General features: G+C 44.5%; 21 protein-coding genes. 16 read left to right on the forward strand and 5 right to left on the reverse strand.

Features of this window, described 5'->3' with window-relative positions; genetic code table 11:
- The first annotated feature begins 240 nt into the window (after positions 1-240).
- The 3 genes from MKY64_RS07710 to MKY64_RS07720 are packed head-to-tail and all read left to right on the forward strand — an operon-like array spanning position 241 to position 2,584.
- Positions 241-1,722, forward strand: coding sequence for a serine hydrolase domain-containing protein (locus MKY64_RS07710; protein ID WP_340952050.1), 1,482 nt, complete (start codon positions 241-243; stop codon positions 1,720-1,722).
- Positions 1,719-2,270 (forward strand): hypothetical protein, encoded by a 552-nt coding sequence (locus tag MKY64_RS07715; protein ID WP_340952052.1) that lies wholly within the window; start codon positions 1,719-1,721, stop codon positions 2,268-2,270. The genes MKY64_RS07710 and MKY64_RS07715 overlap by 4 nt, the downstream gene beginning before the upstream one ends.
- 14 nt (positions 2,271-2,284) lie before the next feature.
- On the forward strand, positions 2,285-2,584 hold the full coding sequence (locus tag MKY64_RS07720) for a metallophosphoesterase family protein (RefSeq protein ID WP_340952054.1): 300 nt from the start codon (positions 2,285-2,287) through the stop codon (positions 2,582-2,584).
- Between the two features lie 49 nt (positions 2,585-2,633).
- On the opposite strand, the gene MKY64_RS07725 is transcribed toward MKY64_RS07720, so the two are convergent.
- Complete coding sequence (locus MKY64_RS07725) at positions 2,634-3,119, reverse strand: hypothetical protein (protein ID WP_340952056.1); 486 nt, start codon at positions 3,117-3,119, stop codon at positions 2,634-2,636.
- Between the two features lie 63 nt (positions 3,120-3,182).
- The gene (locus MKY64_RS07730; RefSeq protein ID WP_340952058.1) at positions 3,183-4,136 is read right to left on the reverse strand and encodes a hypothetical protein; all 954 of its coding nucleotides are present in this window, start codon (positions 4,134-4,136) and stop codon (positions 3,183-3,185) included.
- A 404-nt stretch (positions 4,137-4,540) separates the two neighbouring features.
- Between MKY64_RS07730 and MKY64_RS07735 the strand changes: the two genes are divergently transcribed.
- The 5 genes from MKY64_RS07735 (at position 4,541) to MKY64_RS07755 (ending at position 8,572) form a co-directional block, all read left to right on the forward strand.
- Positions 4,541-4,984, forward strand: a complete 444-nt coding sequence (locus tag MKY64_RS07735) for a DUF4275 family protein (protein WP_340952060.1) — start codon at positions 4,541-4,543, stop codon at positions 4,982-4,984.
- A gap of 108 nt (positions 4,985-5,092) precedes the next feature.
- A complete protein-coding gene (locus MKY64_RS07740; RefSeq protein ID WP_340952061.1) occupies positions 5,093-5,785 on the forward strand; it encodes a class I SAM-dependent methyltransferase in 693 nt (230 codons plus the stop codon).
- A gap of 172 nt (positions 5,786-5,957) precedes the next feature.
- Entirely contained in the window at positions 5,958-6,884 is a 927-nt protein-coding gene (locus MKY64_RS07745; RefSeq protein ID WP_340952063.1) for a hypothetical protein, read from the forward strand.
- Positions 6,885-6,980: 96 nt separating this feature from the next.
- A complete protein-coding gene (locus tag MKY64_RS07750; protein ID WP_340952065.1) occupies positions 6,981-7,529 on the forward strand; it encodes a putative immunity protein in 549 nt (182 codons plus the stop codon).
- A 512-nt stretch (positions 7,530-8,041) separates the two neighbouring features.
- On the forward strand, positions 8,042-8,572 hold the full coding sequence (locus MKY64_RS07755) for a DUF1648 domain-containing protein (protein WP_162174728.1): 531 nt from the start codon (positions 8,042-8,044) through the stop codon (positions 8,570-8,572).
- Between the two features lie 136 nt (positions 8,573-8,708).
- On the opposite strand, the gene MKY64_RS07760 is transcribed toward MKY64_RS07755, so the two are convergent.
- Entirely contained in the window at positions 8,709-8,894 is a 186-nt protein-coding gene (locus MKY64_RS07760; protein WP_200869616.1) for a hypothetical protein, read from the reverse strand.
- Positions 8,895-9,147: 253 nt separating this feature from the next.
- On the opposite strand from MKY64_RS07760, the gene MKY64_RS07765 reads away from it, so the two are divergent.
- The 5 genes from MKY64_RS07765 to MKY64_RS07785 all read left to right on the forward strand — a co-directional run bounded on the left by MKY64_RS07765 (position 9,148) and on the right by MKY64_RS07785 (position 13,987).
- On the forward strand, positions 9,148-10,074 hold the full coding sequence (locus MKY64_RS07765) for a helix-turn-helix transcriptional regulator (protein WP_340952068.1): 927 nt from the start codon (positions 9,148-9,150) through the stop codon (positions 10,072-10,074).
- 75 nt (positions 10,075-10,149) lie between these two features.
- On the forward strand, positions 10,150-10,815 hold the full coding sequence (locus tag MKY64_RS07770) for a hypothetical protein (protein WP_340952071.1): 666 nt from the start codon (positions 10,150-10,152) through the stop codon (positions 10,813-10,815).
- Between the two features lie 100 nt (positions 10,816-10,915).
- Complete coding sequence (locus tag MKY64_RS07775; RefSeq protein WP_340952072.1) at positions 10,916-11,632, forward strand: HEAT repeat domain-containing protein; 717 nt, start codon at positions 10,916-10,918, stop codon at positions 11,630-11,632.
- Between the two features lie 196 nt (positions 11,633-11,828).
- On the forward strand, positions 11,829-13,223 hold the full coding sequence (locus MKY64_RS07780; protein WP_340952073.1) for an ADP-ribosylglycohydrolase family protein: 1,395 nt from the start codon (positions 11,829-11,831) through the stop codon (positions 13,221-13,223).
- 35 nt (positions 13,224-13,258) lie between these two features.
- Positions 13,259-13,987, forward strand: coding sequence for a GNAT family N-acetyltransferase (locus MKY64_RS07785; protein WP_340952075.1), 729 nt, complete (start codon positions 13,259-13,261; stop codon positions 13,985-13,987).
- Between the two features lie 225 nt (positions 13,988-14,212).
- Here the strand turns inward: MKY64_RS07785 and MKY64_RS07790 are convergent, their stop codons facing one another.
- Positions 14,213-14,431 carry a helix-turn-helix domain-containing protein gene (locus tag MKY64_RS07790; RefSeq protein ID WP_209869420.1) on the reverse strand — a complete coding sequence of 73 codons (219 nt, stop codon included), beginning with the start codon at positions 14,429-14,431 and terminating at the stop codon, positions 14,213-14,215.
- Between the two features lie 264 nt (positions 14,432-14,695).
- Between MKY64_RS07790 and MKY64_RS07795 the strand changes: the two genes are divergently transcribed.
- Positions 14,696-16,504, forward strand: a complete 1,809-nt coding sequence (locus tag MKY64_RS07795) for a copper amine oxidase N-terminal domain-containing protein (protein WP_339249098.1) — start codon at positions 14,696-14,698, stop codon at positions 16,502-16,504.
- Between the two features lie 171 nt (positions 16,505-16,675).
- Positions 16,676-18,778 (forward strand): thioredoxin domain-containing protein, encoded by a 2,103-nt coding sequence (locus MKY64_RS07800; RefSeq protein WP_340952077.1) that lies wholly within the window; start codon positions 16,676-16,678, stop codon positions 18,776-18,778.
- A gap of 48 nt (positions 18,779-18,826) precedes the next feature.
- On the opposite strand, the gene MKY64_RS07805 is transcribed toward MKY64_RS07800, so the two are convergent.
- On the reverse strand, positions 18,827-19,624 hold the full coding sequence (locus MKY64_RS07805; RefSeq protein ID WP_340952080.1) for a PaaX family transcriptional regulator C-terminal domain-containing protein: 798 nt from the start codon (positions 19,622-19,624) through the stop codon (positions 18,827-18,829).
- Between the two features lie 196 nt (positions 19,625-19,820).
- Between MKY64_RS07805 and MKY64_RS07810 the strand changes: the two genes are divergently transcribed.
- Complete coding sequence (locus MKY64_RS07810; RefSeq protein WP_209869408.1) at positions 19,821-20,510, forward strand: metal-dependent hydrolase; 690 nt, start codon at positions 19,821-19,823, stop codon at positions 20,508-20,510.
- Positions 20,511-20,542: the final 32 nt, after the last annotated feature.

Here is a 20,542-nt window from a genome sequence, read left to right on the forward strand (position 1 = left end):
GTCTACCTCTCTCGTTATAAGCATATTTGCCCGTTTTTTAAGTGTACCATTAACTATATTTCACTATAAGGGTTGAAGTATACTTCAAGGTCAAGCCAGGGAGAGAAATTAAATATGGCAGTAGCGTTTTATTCAGAAGCTTTGGGATTTACCCTCGTTGTGCAGGGAACGGCTGCGTCAATACGTCTTACTAGTTAAGTACATCTTGAACCAGACGACAGATCTTAAAGGAGCTTAATCATGAAGAAGACACCGCGGAGAAAAGAAATGCTGCTGAAAGGCATTGCGATGCTGCTGATCGTAATCCTTGCTACGGCTGCATGTTGGCATGAGATTGGAACGCTTTTGACCTCAGGGAAGGTTGACAGTGAGTCCGCTATGGTACAGAGCATCATGGACAAGACAGCGACTCCAGGGATAGCAATTCTATCCGCCACAGGCGGCAAAACAGAATTCAAAACCTACGGCTACGCCGATAAGGCGCAGGGTAAGGAGGTCACAGCGGAGTCGCTTTTTGAGATAGGCTCAACGACTAAAGCGTTTACGGCGCTTGCTGTGATTATGCTACAGAATCAGGGGGATTTGGCTTATACCGATGACGTCTCGCAATATCTGCCAGAGTTTGCTCCGACCTATAAGGGGGAGAAGATTAAGATCACCATTAACCAGTTACTCGCACATACCAGCGGAATACCGTCCTGGAGCATCCGCCTGATCCCTGAAGGTTCAGGTAAGGAGCAGCTTGCAGCGACCATACATAAGATGTCCAGCCTTGCGCTGGATACTAATCCAGGCAGTGCCTATCAGTATGCAACAGTGAATTACGATATCCTGGCAGCGATCATTGAGCGGGTTACAGGGGGGAGTTATCAGGATTATGTGACGCAGCAGATCCTTAAGCCGCTGGGGATGAACGACAGCTATTTCTCGACAGGACAGGAATGGAAGCCGGAGAAGCTTGCACAGGGGTATCGGGTGTTTTTTGGCAAAAGCATGGCCTACGATGCTCCCAGATACTACGGAAATATAGCCGCAGGGTATCTGGTGACCAATCTGAAGGATTTGCAGCACTGGGTCAACGCTCAGATGGGAAGCGGCGAGGTGCCGGATAATCTAAGAAAGGCCATTCAACAATCCCATGAGCTTGACCTTCGTACAACGGGGCATGAAGCTGAGAACCAATTCTATGCCTTCGGCTGGAGCCAAGACCGGGAGACGAGGGTGATCCGTCATAGTGGAAGCAACCCGAATTATTCTTCCCAGGTGATCATCGATCCAGAACGTAAGGAGGGGGTGTTCGTACTGGCTAATCTGAATTCTACGGCCCCCACGCTCATTGCCCAGAATGTCTATGACCAGATGCAGGGACAGCCGATGAAGACGTTCAAGTATGACGATACTTATATCCTGATGGATGGGGTAGCTTCGTTGTTAGTTGTGTTCACTGTGATTGGTATTGCGTTTAAGCTCATCCGTCTGGCGGGAGGGAGAAGCACATACACCATGGAGGAGAAGGGAAACCGCCGTCAAAAGCTCAAGGCCTGTGTTACCCTGCTCATCAGAACGCTGCTGCTGCTATTCGTGCTGGGCTGGCCTTTAATGGTAAATTACAATTATACTATGATTAGTGTGTGGATGTCGTATTCCGTATTGCTGTGGATGGGGCTGGCTTCGATTAGCTGCGTGTTGTCTATGATTCTGGCAGGCAGACATTGGCGTTGACTATAAAGAAGGAGATGATCCTTATTAATCGCTGTAAAAAAATAATATTGAGTATGCTTCTAGGTTCATTACTTGTAGCATTTACCGGCTGTGATGGTAGTCCTAAGAGTAGTGTTACCATTCTTGGCGGAAAAGAAAATATTAAATATGCGACTTTAAATAGTGATCAAAAGGCTTCTTTATCCGATCAGACAGCTTCACCGTTTTCCTTTGCGTTCGAGGAAGGGAAACCTTCAGACATTCAATATTTGAAAAATGGCGAAGAGATTTCAATTGATTTTGGATCGAATCCGCCTGACAAGCTTTCCGTAAGTGATGGATTACTTGATGCTAATGGAGATTATTTATATACATCCAAAGAAATCACCGATGTCCCCTATGTTACAAAGAAAGGTGTGTATAGCTTCAAATTAGACACGCACATCGCTTCTGCTTTAAGCTCTTACTATGAAAAAGATCAAAAGGAATTTAGAGGTTTTATCATAAATGCAATCTGGGAGAAGCAGGAGAAGAAATATGCTTTTGCGATCCAATCAAACGCTCTCTGAAAGGAGCAAATCCCATGATCTACATAACAGGCGACATTCACGGTTCCATCAGTGTGGCCAGCCGTTTTAATTCAAGGAATTTCCCTGAAGGCAGGACGCTGACGAAGCAGGATTATGTCATAATCGTAGGGGATTTCGGCTTGTTGTGGGCAGATGACGCGGAGGATCGCTTTTGGCTAAAAAGGCTTACTGAGAAACCATGGACCACCCTGTTTATTGACGGGAATCACGAGAACTTTGATCTGCTCGAATCCTACCCAGTCTTCGAATGGAACGGCGGTCGGGTGCATCACATCCTAGTATCATATCGGTAAACCAAAAAAAGGAGCAGAAAAAAACTGCCCCTCTAAGACTCATTAATAATCATTTTGCCATAACATTAGAAATCTGATTTTGAACCTCATCTATTGTAAATTCGCCGCTAAATCCTTGAAGACTAGATGAAATGACTCCATTTTTTTCGATTAAAAGAGAGTTATACGATTTTTGTGTATAGTAAGAGCCGGTATCCTCTAAGAACATAACATACTTAGAATCAGAACTAACATAATATGAAGGGTCTGTTAGTTTTAAGGATATTGTTTTATTCGTTTCGTCACCTTTCAACACTTTCAAAACATTCAAATTTGATTCTTGTGAAGGAGGGTCACCGTCAAGATTTTTAGTGTCAGTGATTTCTCCATAAACAACCAAATCTGAATTCGAGACTAATTCTTTAAAGGTGTAAGAAGGCCAATCTCCAGTATTGCTATTGTTTCCAGTACTAGGTTCAGTCGAGGATTGACATGAAGTAATCAATAGTGCAAACAAAAATAATAATAGTAATTTTGTAGGTCTGGTTCTGTTCATCTTTATTTCATCTCCTTTTATCATAAAAGGACGGAGAAGCAAATGAAATAGTTTCTTCTCGGCTTATAAACTTAATTTCTTGCTGGCAAACGTTGACTTAAAAGTATCGAACTCTGTGAATTTTCCTTTGAAATCAGGGATGTTACTATTATATGTGCCATTTTGATCTATAAGAATAGAGTTTTTATCACTTTCATAATAATAATCGCCTTGCTTTTTTAAGATCATAATGTAGGTATTTCCGTTTTCTACAAAATCTAAGGCCTGATCTAAAATAATTTCGCCAGATACATCACCTTGAATCGTGTCCAGGATTTTGAGAGTTGAAAGTTGAGCTGGTGGAAGGTTATCATCAACTGGCTTTTCCTGTGTATCCATGACCCTTACTTGAACGACTACATCTGACTGTTTAGAAATAAGATCATTAAAGTTATACTCAGGCCAATCGGCATGCGGTATTGGATTGTAATTGTCTGGGCTGGTCGAGGATTTTGCGCTGGATCTATAAGAGTTTATATCGTTAATGTCATGTGGCTGTGGAGTGGTTATTGTAGTTCTATCTCTTTCATAACTCATAATGGAAGTGTTACCGTATCCGCTCTCAATGTCATTTAAAAACTGTGCATGTCCGAATTCGTGAGTTGCTGAACTAATTGCACATGCACCTGGGTTGCTATTACACCCTGGATACTCATGTATGGCCTTGGTGTTAACGTAAACATGGAAATATTTAGTTGGAGTGCCTGTAGGAGAATATAAGCCAAACCAGCTATAAGCTAATTCCCCGTAGTGGGCAGCATTTAGAGAGGTTGAGTTTTGTGATATCGTTGTCCCTACAGAACTTGTCCAATTGGAGCCAGCGGTTGTCCAAGCAGTATTTCCCGCAGAGTCGATAAGGCGGTATTGAATCGAATACAGATTATAACCACTTGAATAATAGTGTGCGGAAGAAACTGAACCCATAATAAGCGATAAAAATCCGAAAAATAGAAACATTCTTGTTAACTTTTGCTTCATTTAATTTACTCCTCCTTAAAATTTTAATGAATTTTACATACAATTAATTAACAAAAAATTCTAATCGTGAATCATATATTCAAAATATCCCCTTTTATCTCTATGCGGAAATCTATGGAAAACAATCTTTACTCATATTTAGGCATCCAGTTTGCTTAAGGAGGGAGTATCTGATTCAACATAGTGAGTGATCACTTTTATGAGGAATTCCGAGTGCCTTAGGATATGAATAAGCCTCCGGTCTGTAGCCCACATAGGAAATACTATTTATGTACTTCGTATATAGGGAATAGAATATTATTAATAATATCCCAACTGCCAGCTTCATCGAGCCTTTTATACAATGTAAATACAAAATAAATATTCAACTATATGCTAAATAGTAACGAAAGTGATGATACCTGATGACAAAGACAAAGCTTACAGATATACTTCATAAACGAAATATTCATTATACTGAGGTTGGTAGATGGGGGAAGTATCTTAGAGGCGTCTGGGAGAAGGAATCTGCTGAGACTATAAGCAGCGATGAGAAAAGGAAAATATATTTGAACGACTTTTTATGGAATCTATTCAGCTACAGTAGGGTGAAAGCTTACGAGAAGGACTATGCAAAAAATGCATTTAACAATGAACTGAAGAATCGTGTATATGTGTTTTATCAACATTCTGATCTTGCATTAACTATAGAGAATGCGAAGGATATTGTTGCTGAAGATATTAAAAATGAAGACGATATTTATATCGTAGATACTGAATTTCAATGGACGTATGTGAACACTCATGAATCATTTACTGGACCTTATTTTTATCATAAAAAGAAGAATATTCACATGACCAACGGTTAAGTGCTGGGTCAGTTTCCGCTCATCATGATTTCATCATTTACTAAAAAAAATTGTAGCTATGCTTATGATTGAGTTGAGACTAGATGAGTAGAGGAAAGGTGAGCTGAGATGAGCAGAGAGGTTAAATTGGATTTAAGCCGTATTGTGTTTATTGGACGTACATTTGAAGAATATATGTCCATGTTTAATTTAAGACAGGCGGAATTGAAGGGACGGTCCATTCTGGATTGCCCCGCTGGAGCATGCTCGTTCACGGCGCACGCGAATAAACGGGGTGCCGATGTAACGGCAACGGATATCGCTTATTTTCATGACTATGAGGATCTTCACACAAAAGGCATGAACGACTTGGAACACGCCATGACCAAAATGGAAAGTGCCCAAACGAACTACGTATGGGATTATTTCCAATCCGTTGACGAACTGAAACAACATCGATCCCGCGCCTTAACTGATTGTGCAGAGGATATGAAGAACTATCCCGAGCGTTACATTGCATCCGCATTGCCCTCGCTCCCATTCAAGGATAAGCAATTTGATATGACACTGTCTGCACACTTTTTGTTTATGTATTCAGATCGGCTAGATTTTGATTTCCATAGGCAAGCAATCCAAGAGTTACTTCGGGTAACCAAACAGGAAATCCGGATTTTTCCTTTAGTCAGCCTTTCAGGAGAGAGATATCGTCAATTGGATGAGCTGCTCACCTTCTTACATCAACAAGGTTGTTCAACTGAAGAAATAACGGTCGGATACGAGTTTCAAAAGGGAGCAAACAGCATGTTGAAGATCACTCTTTAGATTATGGTATAAACTGAGTTAAATCGATAAAGGCGCTAACTCCATGTTAGTGTCTTTTCATTTATTCCTAAGCTTCGCCATACTTCCGCCATGTTCTGGTTCCATCTACTCTGACATAATACGGTAATAGAACAGAGGATGGTTTTACACCAGCTCTTAAGGAGGAATTGGCATGTTTCATAAAACAGTGACGCTGCAGCCTTTTGCAGATATTTCGGAGTATACTGAAGGGTTCAAGATCGTCTCGGCTCAATTAGGTGGAGATGGCTGCGTATATGTCCTGCTGATTAACCAGATCCCGGAACGGAAACGAGGAATGTTCGTCCAACCGGCTTTGAAGCAACCACATACCTACAAGGTCCTGATGGTAGAAAGTAAAGATTATATCGATGAAATTATATTTCCAGATCAGCATTTCAATTATCATTATGTTCAGCCGCTTCGCAGACATCTGCTGCTGGTTGGTGCACGCAGTACGTATTATGGTGCAGGTAAATATGATCTGAACGCCAAAGTGTGTGATTATACAGGACGTACCGTTCGTGAGTTCCTGCTTGGAGACGGGATTCAGAATGTTCAAGTGACGGAGAAAGGTACCATCTGGACCAGTTATTTTGACGAAGGTGTATTCGGGAATAACGGTTGGGATCAGCCTGTCGGTGAACACGGCCTGGTGGCCTGGGATGAGCATGGCAACAAATTATACGAAGATCATGTGTCGGATATTGCCGATTGTTACGCTTTAAATGTTGTCCGTGAAGAGCAGGTCTGGTTTTATTATTATACGGACTTTTTGCTCGGCTGCATCTCAGGCGGACCCAGTCAGCCCAAGGTTACGTTTATCAATCCTGAGATTTCAGGTTCGGCCGGGTTCTGCACGGATGGTTGTCACTTCTTGTTCGATGGCGGTTACGGCAAACACGGAGAATATGTTATCAAAAAACATGAAAAAGCAAGCTTGACCAAAGGGCATAAGATACAGTTTCTGAATGAAAAATCTGAGCCTCTTGTGCCAGTCACGCAAGATTTTCGGGAAGATCTCGTGCTGTTCTGTGCAGATGATATGTTGTATCAGGTTTCGGTTAAAGAATTGCTGTGATGCTGCGGGTACCTTATGATTGTAATACAATAAGGAATTGAGGCTATGGTTTCGTTTTCTAATCAAATCTTTTGTAGTTTAATAGGAGTGAATTCAGTGAGATTAGAAGATTACGCATGGAATAAACATGAGCAAAAATTAAAAGAAGAACAAACAGAATTCAAGCATAGTAACCCTAAAATAAAAATTATAGATAACACCGAATTGCGCAATAAAATTGAAGAGGCTCTTGAAAAAATACCGCAGAAGTTAGTTGCTCAATGGACTTTAAAAGTAGCAACTCCGTACTTGGATTACTTAGATGACCATTTAAAAAATGACTCACGAATACATTTAGGGATAGAAACTTTACAAAAACGAATAGACGGAAGCATTAGAGCCTCCGATTTACGGAAAGTTGGATTTGTAGTTAATGAATTGGCGAAAGAATCCAAATCAGACATTAGCAAGTATTCTGCACGTTCATTTGCCCAAGCCATTGCAACAGGACATATGAGAGGACATGCTTTAGTTAGCAGTGATTACGCAATAAGGGCAACAAATGTATTAACTGATAACTCCACAGATTCTTCAACAAAGGAGAGGGAAAGACAATTGAATTTAATACATGAAGTAATTCTAACGCCTCCAGAACTTCAAGCTTGAAGCATTACACCGAAGAAGGTATGCTGCCGATAGGCCTCGGATGAAACTTTCTTAGCATGTGATACGTACACCATAATATGGTAGGGTTATTGCATTGTGCGGAAATTGAGGGCTTCAACTTCTATTGAGTATAAGATCGTTTTCGAGGACTATGTAAAATAATAAGTATGTAGAATGAGGTGAACGATATGACGATACTGCCTGTTATAATATTTATCCTGGTATTTGTACCTTCCATTGTACTCATCGTGAGTATGCCGTATTTAACAAAAGAGACGATTAGTTTCGGAGTCACCGTCAGCGCTGTCCAATTCCACAGTGAGCCGCTGCGTCAGATGCGGAAGTCGTATGCTAGGATTAGTGCAATTTTACATACCATCCTGTTCATAGTTGGCATTCTATGCTTAATTTACAGTGATGAACATTCGAGACAAATTAGTTGGATCATTATTACTTATGCACTCGCTATGCTCGTAATCTCTCTGGTCATTAACATCAGGTATCATTTGAAAATGAAAAGCGTACTGCCTATGCTGCCTGCTGCTCCCGAATCATCGGTCATGGAACCAGGATTGCGGAACGGAAATGTTGGCCTGCCCAGTCATTGGTTCCTCATTCATGCTGTTATTATTGTGGTTAGTATTGTAACAGTGCTGCGCAACTACGATCTGATTCCTGACCAGCTTCCGGTCCATTTCAACGGCAGTTGGACCGTAGACCGCTATATAGATAAATCTTATAGTATCGTGTTTATACCTACGATCATGCAGGTGTTAGGAATCCTTCTGTTCATATATGAATATTGGAGAATGCGCAGAGGGAAGCAGCAGGTTAGGGAAGACTTAACTTACCGCCGTGCCTGGTCGAATTATATGATTACAGCAAGCTTCTTGTTCGTTATCCTGTTATCCGTAGTGCAGCTAAATATGACGTCTCTGCTTAACATGAATTTTGTTATCCCCGTTGTCCTAAGTATAATTGCCTTTATCATCCTATACGCCTACACCTTAACGTACTGGGCTGGTCTGCGCGAAAGCCGCTAGACATGAGCAGATGATTGAGCGCTGGATCAGCTACTCCTCAAATTCTGAGTGCCGCTGATCCAACACGCTCCAACGCAACGAAGTTGCTTCTACCTACAGCCCAATGTTATTTCCTCAAGCTTAATCCTCAATTTGCCTACCGCTTCTTCACCGGCACCCATACTTCAACTTCGGCATCCATAGGATTGCCATTGGTTAGTACCTCCGCGATCGGGTGTCCGGTATACACATACTCATAATTATCGTTCAGGATGGCATCGAATGCCTCATCCTCCAGCCGGTCAAACGCGAGACGCGACAAGCCGCCCTGACCCGACAACACCAAATACTCTCCTCCCGTTCTCCAGCGTGCTTTTGAAAAAAGCCGTTTTGAGCGGAGAATACGCTGGATCGTGCACTGCTCCATCTTCACTTAGTGTGGCCTTGAACCCAATGATGCGGAATGCTTCCTTCGTTTCAATTCTGGTCGAAATCATGACAATGTACCTCCTGGATAGTGGGATTGGTGTATTCCAAGCAAGCATAATCTACCAACTGTGACACCTGTATGGCATACTTGATTAGAGGTGGTCATCATGAAAATGGATCGCTTGATTGCGCTCATTATGATCCTGCTGGAGCATGAGCAGATTAGTGCGCGCGAGTTAGCAGAGCGTCTCGAAGTCAGCAGACGAACGATTTACCGGGATATTGAAACGCTGAATAGAGCCGGCCTGCCCATCTATACGCTTATGGGAGCGTGGGGCGGTGTCGGCTTAATGAAATCCTACAAAGTGGGCAAAACCTTGTTCACCCCGCAAGAAATTCAGAACCTGCAGAATGGATTGCACAGCTACAAGCAGCTTTTTGGAAGAAGGGAAATGGTGTATGCAGCGGAAAAGCTGAACGCTCTCTACCCGGACAATGCAGAGGGAAGGCCGAATGCGCCGTTTGTTATGGATCTGTCCTTGAATCAGGGGAATGAATCGCTGCGCAGCCTGTTCGGGATGATCGAGACGGCGATGAATGAGCACGCTGTGCTGGCTTTTGCGTATACGGATGCGCGGGGGCGGAGCAGTGAACGGCGGGTGGAGCCGTATCAGGTGGTTTTCAAGGAGAGTAGCTGGTATTTGCAAGTCTATTGTCTCGATAAGCAGGACTACCGTATCTTCAAGCTGGCCAGAATGAGCGGTCTCCAGGTAACGAAGGAGCAGTTTGCTCCAAAAGCATTCACCCCTCTTCCCATGGACGGAGGAGATTGGTTAAGTCAGGGCTGGGTGGAGGTTACAATCCGTCTGGACCGCTCCGTCATGGATCGGGTGATCGAACGGTTCGGTGCCGACCATATCCTGCGGGTGGATGAACACCACTGCTGGGCCAAGTATCCTATTATTGCGAATGACTATGGCTACGATCGGCTGCTTGCTTTTGGCGATAAATGTGAAGTGCTGGGGCCGCCAGAGATACGGAATGGGTTCAAGGCATATGTGCGGGGGATTATGAGGAAGTATGAGGGGGATTAGCGGTCTAAATGGGTTAGCGTGGCGGGGTGAGCTTTTTCCACATGAAGGTGAATTTAGTTGAACTGGAGGATGCGGATGATGGGGGATGCCGGGATGGTGGAGAAGAAGGTTGGAGCGAGCGATTATCTGTCTTTAGCATTGTATGCGTTTGCAGGGTTTGGTCTTGAAGTGGTATTGTTGATGATATTACCATCCGTCTTGGGGGTGAAAAGTTCTGATTATACGCTCCTTCATCAATGTATTCATTGGGGAATTACCTGCTTGTTGTGGGGGAGTATGGCCGTATTTCTGATCCAGCTCTCCAAGCGGAAACACGATTTTGACATCATGAAGTTGAACGCTACACCGGACGCCAGGGGGTGGTTGCTCGCGATTGTGGTTTCGGTGATCGCCATTGCAGCGACTACTGTCGTATGGGAGGGCTTTAAGCCGGTTCAGGAGTACAAGGAAGCGGTAAGATTCGTTTTTCAGAATATCTATTACTTATTCGAAGCGGCTCTGATCCTGTTAACGATTGCGTTTGGGCAGAAATTCGGTGAGACGCTTTTCAAAAGAGACGGTCTGCCCTACGGCGGGATGTTCCTCGCACTCACTTGGGGCCTGATTCACATTCTGCTCCAGGGCGGACCGACGGGGATTTATGCGTTCTTCATGTCACTACTTTACGGAACGATATACATAATGTTGAGAAAGAATGTGCGGTATTCGTATTTGGTGATTGCGGTTGTGTTTATTTTGTGAGGCAGGCTTGGGGAGGGGCTAGGGTGAATGAAATGAAGTATTCGATTTGGATTGAAAGTGACACTAGGTTGTGAAAAACTATTTTATGAGGAGTAGTCGCATGTTTACAGAACTTATTCACAGACTTGGTCTTTCATTGCCTGTTGCATTAGTTGAGGAGTTGGAGCTGCACAAGGAGAAACAAAAGAATCAAAATTACTTTTTGAGATTAATGGAAGCTGACGAAATTGTTGAATTAGTTGATTATATGTCCAAAATAGAGGCTTATCGGGATATGATTCCTTTGTGGAGTGACGATCATTCAAACTATATTGGCTTGTACGTACAAGGCGCATGCAAATACAGGATATGTTATATCGATCATGAGGAAACGGATGTATCTCCGGCCTTTAGAAGTATACGTTCATTTATAACGAAAATCGAAGAATATCCTGATCTGGATTGGCATGATTTGAATAAAGACTATCCAGCAGAATTTGAAGTTAGTCAAACTGAAATGAATGAAGACCTCGCTTGTATTGACGAGTTGAATCGAATGATAAGCTCTGACCAACTTATAAGCGATGATATTCGCTGTCAGTATATTTTTTCGATTATGGCATTAACGCCAAAAGGAAATCTTAATTCCATCATAAAATATCTAGACGATGAAGATATGTTTGTTCAAGAAAGAGCATGTGAGATTATTGGATTTCATACTTATATACCAGCTAAGGAAAAGCTGGTGAAGATCTCCAAAAACGGAATGCATAATGGGAAAATAGCAGCCAAAAGAGCATTAGAAAGAATAAGGGAAGACCGAAAAAATGAAATTTAAAAGCTCTGAATTGCTCTGTAAATCGACTCGAACTACTAGGAAATAGAGTACACAAAAGTGAATTTGTAAATGAGATAAGAACTAAAATTATTGAATTTATTAAGGAGATTCAAGCGATAAACAGTGAACTTTTGAAATCTGTTTATTTTTCTAAGTTGTTGGGGTTTTGTGATAATCAAAATAAAGGAGATACAACATGCTGCCATCACTAACGTTTCTGAAACATCAATTAGAGGGAGTTCTGCGCAATAAATTTGCACAGGGGCATCAAACCTCTAGTTATTTAGCCCGTTTGGAACAGCTTCCCGCCAGCTATGATGCTTATCTGGAATTCGCCCATAGCTTGGCTGATATTCCAATGCGGGACAACTGGCCTTACTATGAGCCGAATGATTTAGAGGAGATATGGCGGGAATGCGACCCGGATAGACCTCTAGGCCAGATCGGAGTCTTGAATCTGAAGGACAGTGCCAAGCGTGTGGAGGCAGGCTTCCTTGCTTCAGTCTGCGGTTCAATGCTGGGTAAGCCGATTGAGGTTAATCCCACGTTGCCAGAATTACGTCAAGCGTTAACCGCTGTGGGTGAATGGCCGCTGAATGATTATATTTCGGAACAAGCTCTCCATGCGTTGGATAGTCGTCATTGGTCTTGGTTCGAGACGGCACGGGGGCGGATTCGTTATGTGGCGCCTGACGATGATATCAACTACACCTTAATGGGAATGATGGCGTTAGAACAATTCGGTAAGGGTTTTACGAAAAGAAATCTAAGAGATTTATGGATCAATCATCTTCCGATCAGTACAACCTGGGGACCGGAGAGGGCCATCCTGGTTCGGTCGGGGATTAGCTATTTGGAGCATGACCGGGAATTATTCAATCACTCTGAAATAGAGGCTTGGCCCGACTTCATGGTGCAAGATACAGAATTATGCGGCGCGGCGATTCGTGCAGATGCTTACGGCTATGCCTGCCCTGGTCAACCTGCGCTTGCGGCCGAGCTGGCTTGGCGTGATGCCAGTTTTACACATCGCCGGACGGGGATTTATGCCACGATGTTCATTGCCGCTGCAATTGCTGCCGCACACGTGCTGCGCGATCCGCTTGAAATAGTTAGTACTGCACTGCAATTCGTCCCTAGAAGGAGCCGGTTCTATGAGATTACTGCGGATTGCCTACAGATCGTAGCGGATGCAGAGAACTGGCTGGAGGGTTATCAGGATATTCATCAGAAGTACGCGAATTATTGCCACTGCCAGGTATATCAGGAAATCGGCACCTTGATCAATACCTTTCGCTTTGCTGAGAATGCCGGAGACGGAATATGTAAACAGGTCATGCAAGGCAACGACACCGACAGCTTCGGAGCAACTGCCGGCTCTCTGCTCGGGGTGTATTTCGGCCCGGACAGCTTGGAGCCGAGATGGCTTGAGCCTTTCCAGGACCGGATTCATACGGGCTTATCTTATTTTCATGAGCAACAACTCTCCCGTATGGCTGAGCGCATAGGGCGTTTACCAGAGCTTTTGCACACTGGTCAGCACCGAATTCAACCTAGCGAGCTGTATGTGAACGAGAATTTGGGGATTTGAACATGGCTATAACTTAGGGAGGGCGAGAGGTATATATGGGGAATATTGTGCGGCAAGTTATTCATGAATGGAATCCATACGGCTTATTACCAGAAGCACCTATAGATGAGTTTGATTCTGAAATTGAAAAAGTCGTCCAATCCCTAACAGTTGCTTCTACTGTCGAAGAACTGGCAAAAAGCATACAAGAAATATTCTCTTCCAATTTTGGTGAACCCTTTCGGTATGAAGGATGCTTTATTGCGGCTAAAAAGATATGGGAGTATTCAATTGAAGATAAAAGCTTACCTGCAAATATTGAAATTGTTTCTTTAACTCACGAAAACGCATACCATTCTAGAAATTTATTGTGTGGCTTTAACAATTCTTCGTCTAATGGTGTCGACACAAAGGCAGCTTCAATCGAGGAGCTGGAGCAGAGTGGTCAGGTCATAAAAAGGATTCTGGATACTGATCTAGCAATTTGCTATTTGGCTAAATTTGAGTCACATTATGCGGGATTTATTATTTGCTCCTGGGGGATTTCAGTTTCGAATGGGCACCCGGTATTACGAATAGATGGATTATATGTAGCATCTGAATTTAGAAATAAAGGAATTGCAAAAGCATTAATGAACCATGTAATTGATTTGGCAAATGAAAAAAAGGCAACCCGTATACAGCTTGACACCGATGCGGATAATATTCCGGCCAGCAGCTTATATGTAAGTTTTGGTTTTGAAAAAATTCATGGCAAAGAAGTGTATATGCTTTTTTGCAGCTGAAACAGATACTCCTTTGTAATGTGCGGGAATGCGCATAAGGTTATCTTTTATGAAGCAATGGCGCCAACGAACAAAAAAGCTCATGGGGTCCGCCAATGAGCTTTTTTGTGCTGTGTCTGTTCTTGTTCTTCACGCAACTCGCGGATTTATGCGTATAATGCTCATAGCCCAACGGGTGTAAAGAAGATAATCTTAAATCTTATAGTATCTAAGCATTATACTTATTTAACTTTTGGGATAAGGTTTCTTTTGGTTTGTTCGGTTAAGTAGATAGTCAGTACTCGTCATATGAAAATCTGCCAGCTTGATCAGAATCGCCGTGGGAATATCGATATCACCGCGTTCATAATTACTATAAATCCGCTGGCTGCATTGCAAATACTCCGCCATTTGAGTTTGCCTCAAATCCTTATCTTCGCGTAAATCCCGGATACGTTGATACATAATTGAACACCTCCAACGCAAGCATATCTTAGCGAATTATTCGCTAGTTTTGACTTTTGAAACATCTAATAAAACAAAACATGACAATAGAGTAAATTATATACCGTTGACAAATAGATTTATGCTATCCTTCGTAGGAAGGAATACCCAATTATATAGGGAGGAGAGTATCTGGAAATTAGTGATACATAAGGCTTGAAAGCGGCTCAAATTGTTTTAGCGGTCAGATAAAGTGATAAGAAGCATTTTGAAGGGACGATTGTTATGAGAAAAGTAATAGGATTGCTTATTTTTTGCATGATATTTATTAGTTTTTCAGAGATGGGAATTTCAGAAGCCAGCCCAAAATCAAAATATTTAACAAAGGAACAGAGTATCGTACCCCCAGTAACATTTTATGATAGTTATGGAGAGCAGAATAACACATCGTTGAATTTTCTGACCAACGGTACATATGAATGGAAATGGACGATTCGCAGTGCACATCAATTTAGCTTTGATAAATTTTCGGACAAAATGGTTTATTATACGGACTTTAATGATATTTATACTGCAGTTGATGGCGAGGGAAAGAGAAAGTGGATGTTTTTTGATGAACGGGCAAATGTATCTCGCACTGCGCGGGGGACGCTTATTTCTACATTTTATGATCAATCAAGCACCCTTCAGATTATAGATGAAGAACCAACAACTATTACTCAGCATGGATATTTGAAAATATACAATTCAGATGAAACAGTTCGGGCAACTCTAAACTTTGTAAAGCCTAATAGTCCTTTCTCAGACATTTATTGGTTGGATAATAATGAGAATATAATTGTATTGGAACAAACAGGAATAGTTTCTTACAATAAAACCGGACAGAAAAATTGGACGTATGGAACAGATATTTTGGTTTCGGAGGATCGTCTTTTGGGCACCACAACAAATGTAGACGATATTTATTTTTCTGATTTAAACGGGTATCTCATTGTTGAAATAGGCAACAAGAAGATTTTGTTGGATGATCAAGGCAAACTGGTAAATGGCGAGAAAATAGCGGGGAACTTACAAAGCTCATTTATAGATTATGATGATTTCAATAAATGGAAAGGAGGCTCTTATGAAACTGGTGAAGGTGCAAATCTCATTGCAAAAAATTTATCGGGAAAAATAAAATGGAACTATAAATTGAGGAAATATGGACCACCTGAAAATATTGTTGCGAATTCAAAAGGACATGTGTTTTTTTCGGATGTTAACGGTAATATTTATGGATTAGATGAGATGGGAAACGAAATGTTCTGTTTATTACGTAATAATTCAGCGTTGACCCTCACTGAATTACTTGTGGACAATGAGGGCGACTTAATCGGAATTACAGATAATATAGGCATGTTTAAGATAGGTCTGCGGAAAGCTTCAATGCGTATTAATGGAGAGTTATTCAAGCTCACTAAACTGCCTGTTGTGAAAAGTGGAGTTGTATTAGTACCCTATCGCAATGTACTTGAAAGATTGGGGTTCAAAGTAGTAGAGAACCAGAAAACACACGAAATCACAGGGAAATTGGAAAGTAAGGAAATTCGATTTAAGCCAGAGGATAGCACTGTATATCTTAATGGTAAACAGCGGAAACTTACGGTCGGGGCTGAGAGTCACAATGGAACCACTTATATTCCACTTCAACTCATTGCTGAAGTATCAGGGTTGGAAATGGAATGGGATCCAAGTATAAAAGAAGCGCGATTAGGCACAGCAACCAGTCTGGCTCAAAACGCAGTTGAACGATTCTTGCTTCAAGTTGAACAGGGGGATGAGGTAAAGATAAAGAATTCCTTAGTTAAAAGTAATAATTTGAATTTGAAAGTTGCAAAACTTCTTGGAACTCATCAAAGTTTTAAACAAATATATGATCTTAAATCAATCTCTGTTAAAGCCGTTAGTAAAGATGAAATGATTGTGGAAACAGTACAAAGAAATCAGCAATATTTTCAGAAGAATCAAGCAATATTTGATAAAGTAATGACAAATCATTTTACAATTAATCGGATGAAAGACGGACAATGGAAGATCAGTGATTTCGATATATAGGTTTATGTCGATGCAGTCCCAAAACCTAATGAGCATGAATTTCCGGCTTATTAATAAATACTTCTCTGTTGTTTGTAGTCTTTTTCATATCTTGTGCCCTCCCCCACCAAATTGGGTAAACTATCCCTAGACAACACTTTACCCAAATTATCCGAAATGAGGGGACGCCTGGTGACGACTCATAAAACACCCAATAGATTAGCGAACGAAAAATCGCCTTACCTGCTCCAACACGCCCACAACCCCGTAGACTGGTATCCATGGGGAGAGGAGGCTTTTGCCAAGGCGCAAGCGGAGAACAAGCCGATCTTCTTATCTGTCGGCTATTCCACCTGCCACTGGTGTCACGTAATGGAACGCGAATCCTTCGAGGACGCCGAAGTCGCGGAGCTCCTCAACAATCACTACGTAGCGATCAAAGTAGACCGCGAGGAGCGGCCGGATATTGATGCGCTGTATATGTCGGTGTGTCAGGCGCTGACGGGGAGCGGGGGATGGCCGCTGACGGTGCTGTTGACGCCGGAGAAGAAGCCGTTCTATGCCGGGACGTATTTCCCGAAACGGCAGATGTTCGGGCGGATTGGGTTAATGGATGTGCTGGAGCAGATCCATACGAAGTGGGAGCAGGATGGAGCAGGGCTGGATAAGCTGGGCGACGACCTGCTGGCGGAGCTGCATACGCTTGACCGCAAGAATGCGTATAACCCGGAAGCCGCAGGCGGCATTCCCGGCGCGGAGCTGCTGCATGAAGCGTATGAGCTGTACCGGCGGCAGTTCGATGAGGAGTACGGCGGGTTCGGCAATGCGCCGAAGTTCCCTTCGCCGCATAATTTGTCTTTCCTGCTGGCGTACAGCCAGCTGCATGATCAGCCGGAAGCGCTGCGGATGGTGGAGCATACGCTGGAGTCCATGTACAAGGGCGGCATGTACGACCATGTGGGCTTTGGCTTCGCCCGGTATTCCACGGACCGGGAGTGGCTGGTGCCGCATTTTGAGAAAATGCTCTACGATAACGCTCTCCTCGCGAATGTCTATCTGGAAGCGTTCCAGCTTACGGGGAAGCCGCTGTATGCGGAGATTGCCGAGCAGATCTTCACGTATGTGCTGCGCGATATGACTTCACCGGAAGGCGCTTTCTACTCTGCGGAGGATGCCGATTCCGAAGGAGTGGAAGGCAAGTTCTATGTCTTCTCCCGTGAGGAGATTGAGGAAGCGCTTGGGCTGGAAGATATGCATTCCTACTGCAATGTGTACGGGATTACGCCGGAGGGCAATTTCGAAGGGGAAAATATTCCGAATCTCCTTCACGGTCTGCCGGAAGAGATTGCGGAGCGTATGGGCATGAATCCGCTTGGTCTGCGGACCCGGATGGAGGAATGGCGTACGAAGCTGTTCGAGTACCGGGAGCAGCGCATTCACCCGCTTAAGGATGATAAGGTGCTGACCTCATGGAACGGGCTGATGATTGCTGCGCTGGCCCTGGGAGCCAAAGCCCTCCAGAAGCCGGAATACGCCAAGGCCGCCGAACGTGCAGCGGACTTCATCTGGGACAAGCTGCGGCGTGAAGATGGACGGCTGCTGGCCCGTTACCGTGACGGGGAGTCGGCGATCCCGGCGTATGTGGATGATTATGCATTCCTGATCTGGGGTCTCAGCGAATTATATGAAGCTACAGGTCAAGCGGTCTATCTGGAGCGGGCGCTGGTGCTGAAGGACGGACTCTTGGAGCTGTTCCATGATACGGAAGGTGGTGGGTTCTTCTTCACGGGTCATGACGGGGAGAAGCTGCCGGTCCGCTCGAAGGAATTGTATGACGGGGCGATTCCGTCCGGGAATTCGGTGGCGGCGAAGCTTTTGTGGAAGCTGTCGATTATTACCCAGGATATGGAGTTAAAAGAGATCGCGGAGCGCACCGCTGCGGTGCTTGCTTCCGCTGCTTCAGAGTATCCGCCAGGGTATGCGATGTATTTGCAGGCCCATCTGGGGATGGTCTCCGGCGGCAGAGAATGGGTCCTCTCCGGCAAAAAAGAAGATCCCGCGCTGCACGCCATGCTCTCCCAGGTTCAGCAGACCTATCTGCCGGACGCAGCACTCATCGTCAACTGGGAAGGGGACAGCGGAGAGATGCTCCGCCTGCTGCCGCATCTGGCGGACAAACCGGCGATCCGCGGTGAAGCGACGGCCTATGTCTGCCGCAACTTTGCCTGCCGGGCCCCTCTTACGAATAAGGAAGCGGTCCGGGAGCTGCTGGTTTCCGGCAGCCATTCGGAGTAGTTTATATACGAAGAGCAGCCCGGAGTCCGGGCTGCTCTTTGCCATACCTTATTGGACGAAGGGTGCATAGAACGAATCCGCAGGTATCGCCTGCGCGGCTTTAACCATGTATTCTCTCATGTCTGAGAGGACCTGTTTGCCTGGCCAGTGGTCCGGCAGCAGCTCATCCGGGAGATAGGGGTCAGCCATGAACAGTCCGCTTAACTCCTCGCCCATTTGCAAATATAGCAGGAACAGCTGTAACGGTTGCCCCGCCTGAAGGGTATCCGCTAATCGCGGAGCGAATTCTTCCTTCAGCCAGACTGCTTTCTTCCTGTATAAGGCTTCGATGTCGTTCAGGTGCCAGATGGCCTGTGCTTTGAGCGGTGTAATCATACCTTCCTGAAATTGGCCTTGCAGGATCGACACCTTGCCATCCAGCTCCAGCTTCTGGATCTGGGCTGCGACTTCATCCTGATAGTTCCACGGTGAGATGTACACACTGTTATATAAAAGCCCGTAACCCAGCTGCCCGAGTGCTGAGCGGAACAGGTCGCGCTTCTTGCGTTCGGATTCGGGAACCTCCAGCATCACCACATCCCAGGTATGGTCCCACTGCTCCTGATAACGGGCCGGCTTGCTGTTAATCGCCTTAATGTAGGCGAGTCCCTCGGCAGTGACGTTATACCAGGAGCGTGCCGGGGATGCGATATAGCCCTCTTTTTTCAAGCGGGACAGGGCATTGCGGATATAGGTGGAGGTGTACCCCCTTTGTTCATAGATCTCGACAATCTGCTGGGCGCCCATCTGCTTCACCTTAGATAACAGAAACAGCATTGTTTTCTCAACGGACAGCAACTTCTTCACACCTCTCTTGACAGCTGGCAGGAATAGATATATCATAAAAACCAACGAACGTAATTATTTATGTTATATTCGTCAATCGCACTGCTGGATTTTGATTTAGAGCAACTTGGTGTCATTGTATCGTAAACCTTGGGTTTTTGCACGATGCATTCCTTAGGACCTATTGAAATCTAATCAAGAAGAGGAGAGGAATTCTATGAAAATTACCTACCACGGCCATTCCTGTGTTCAAATTGAGGTGAACGGCAAATCGCTGATCATCGACCCATTCATTAGCGGTAACTCTGCGGCGGTGACGAAGGTAGAGGATATTAAGACAGATGCTGTTCTGCTGACTCATGCCCATATGGATCATATCCTGGACGCTCTGCCGATTGCCGAGCAGAATCAGGCGGTGGTTGTAGCCAACGTGGAACTGGCGGGCCATCTGGGGGGCCAGGGAGCGAAAAAGACCATCGGGATGAACATTGGAGGGACGGTGGACCTTGGTTTTGCCAAAGCGACGATGATTCATGCCTTCCACACCTCAAGCATCACGCTGGAGGATGGACAGAGGATCTATGGCGGAACCCCGGCGGGCTTCATCATTGAGGCGGACGGACACACGGTGCTGCATGCAGGGGATACAGGGCTGTTCGGTGACTTGAAAATGTTCGGGGAGCTGTATGAGATCGACCTCGCGATCCTGCCAATCGGCGGACATTTCACCATGGGACCGGAGCATGCGCTTATCGCGGCGAAGTGGCTGGGCGCAAGACAGGTGCTTCCGGTTCACTATAATACCTTCCCGCCGATCAAGCAGGATGCCGGGGCCTTCGTTCAGGCGCTGGAGGAGGCGGGGATCAGAGGCTCGGCACTTGCATATGGTGAGACGCTGGAGCTGTAGAGCTTCTCATTCGCACACGCACCTACGCCTGC

The organism is Paenibacillus sp. FSL R7-0210, assembly GCF_038009085.1.
GTDB classification, from domain to species: domain Bacteria; phylum Bacillota; class Bacilli; order Paenibacillales; family Paenibacillaceae; genus Paenibacillus_AQ; species Paenibacillus_AQ silagei.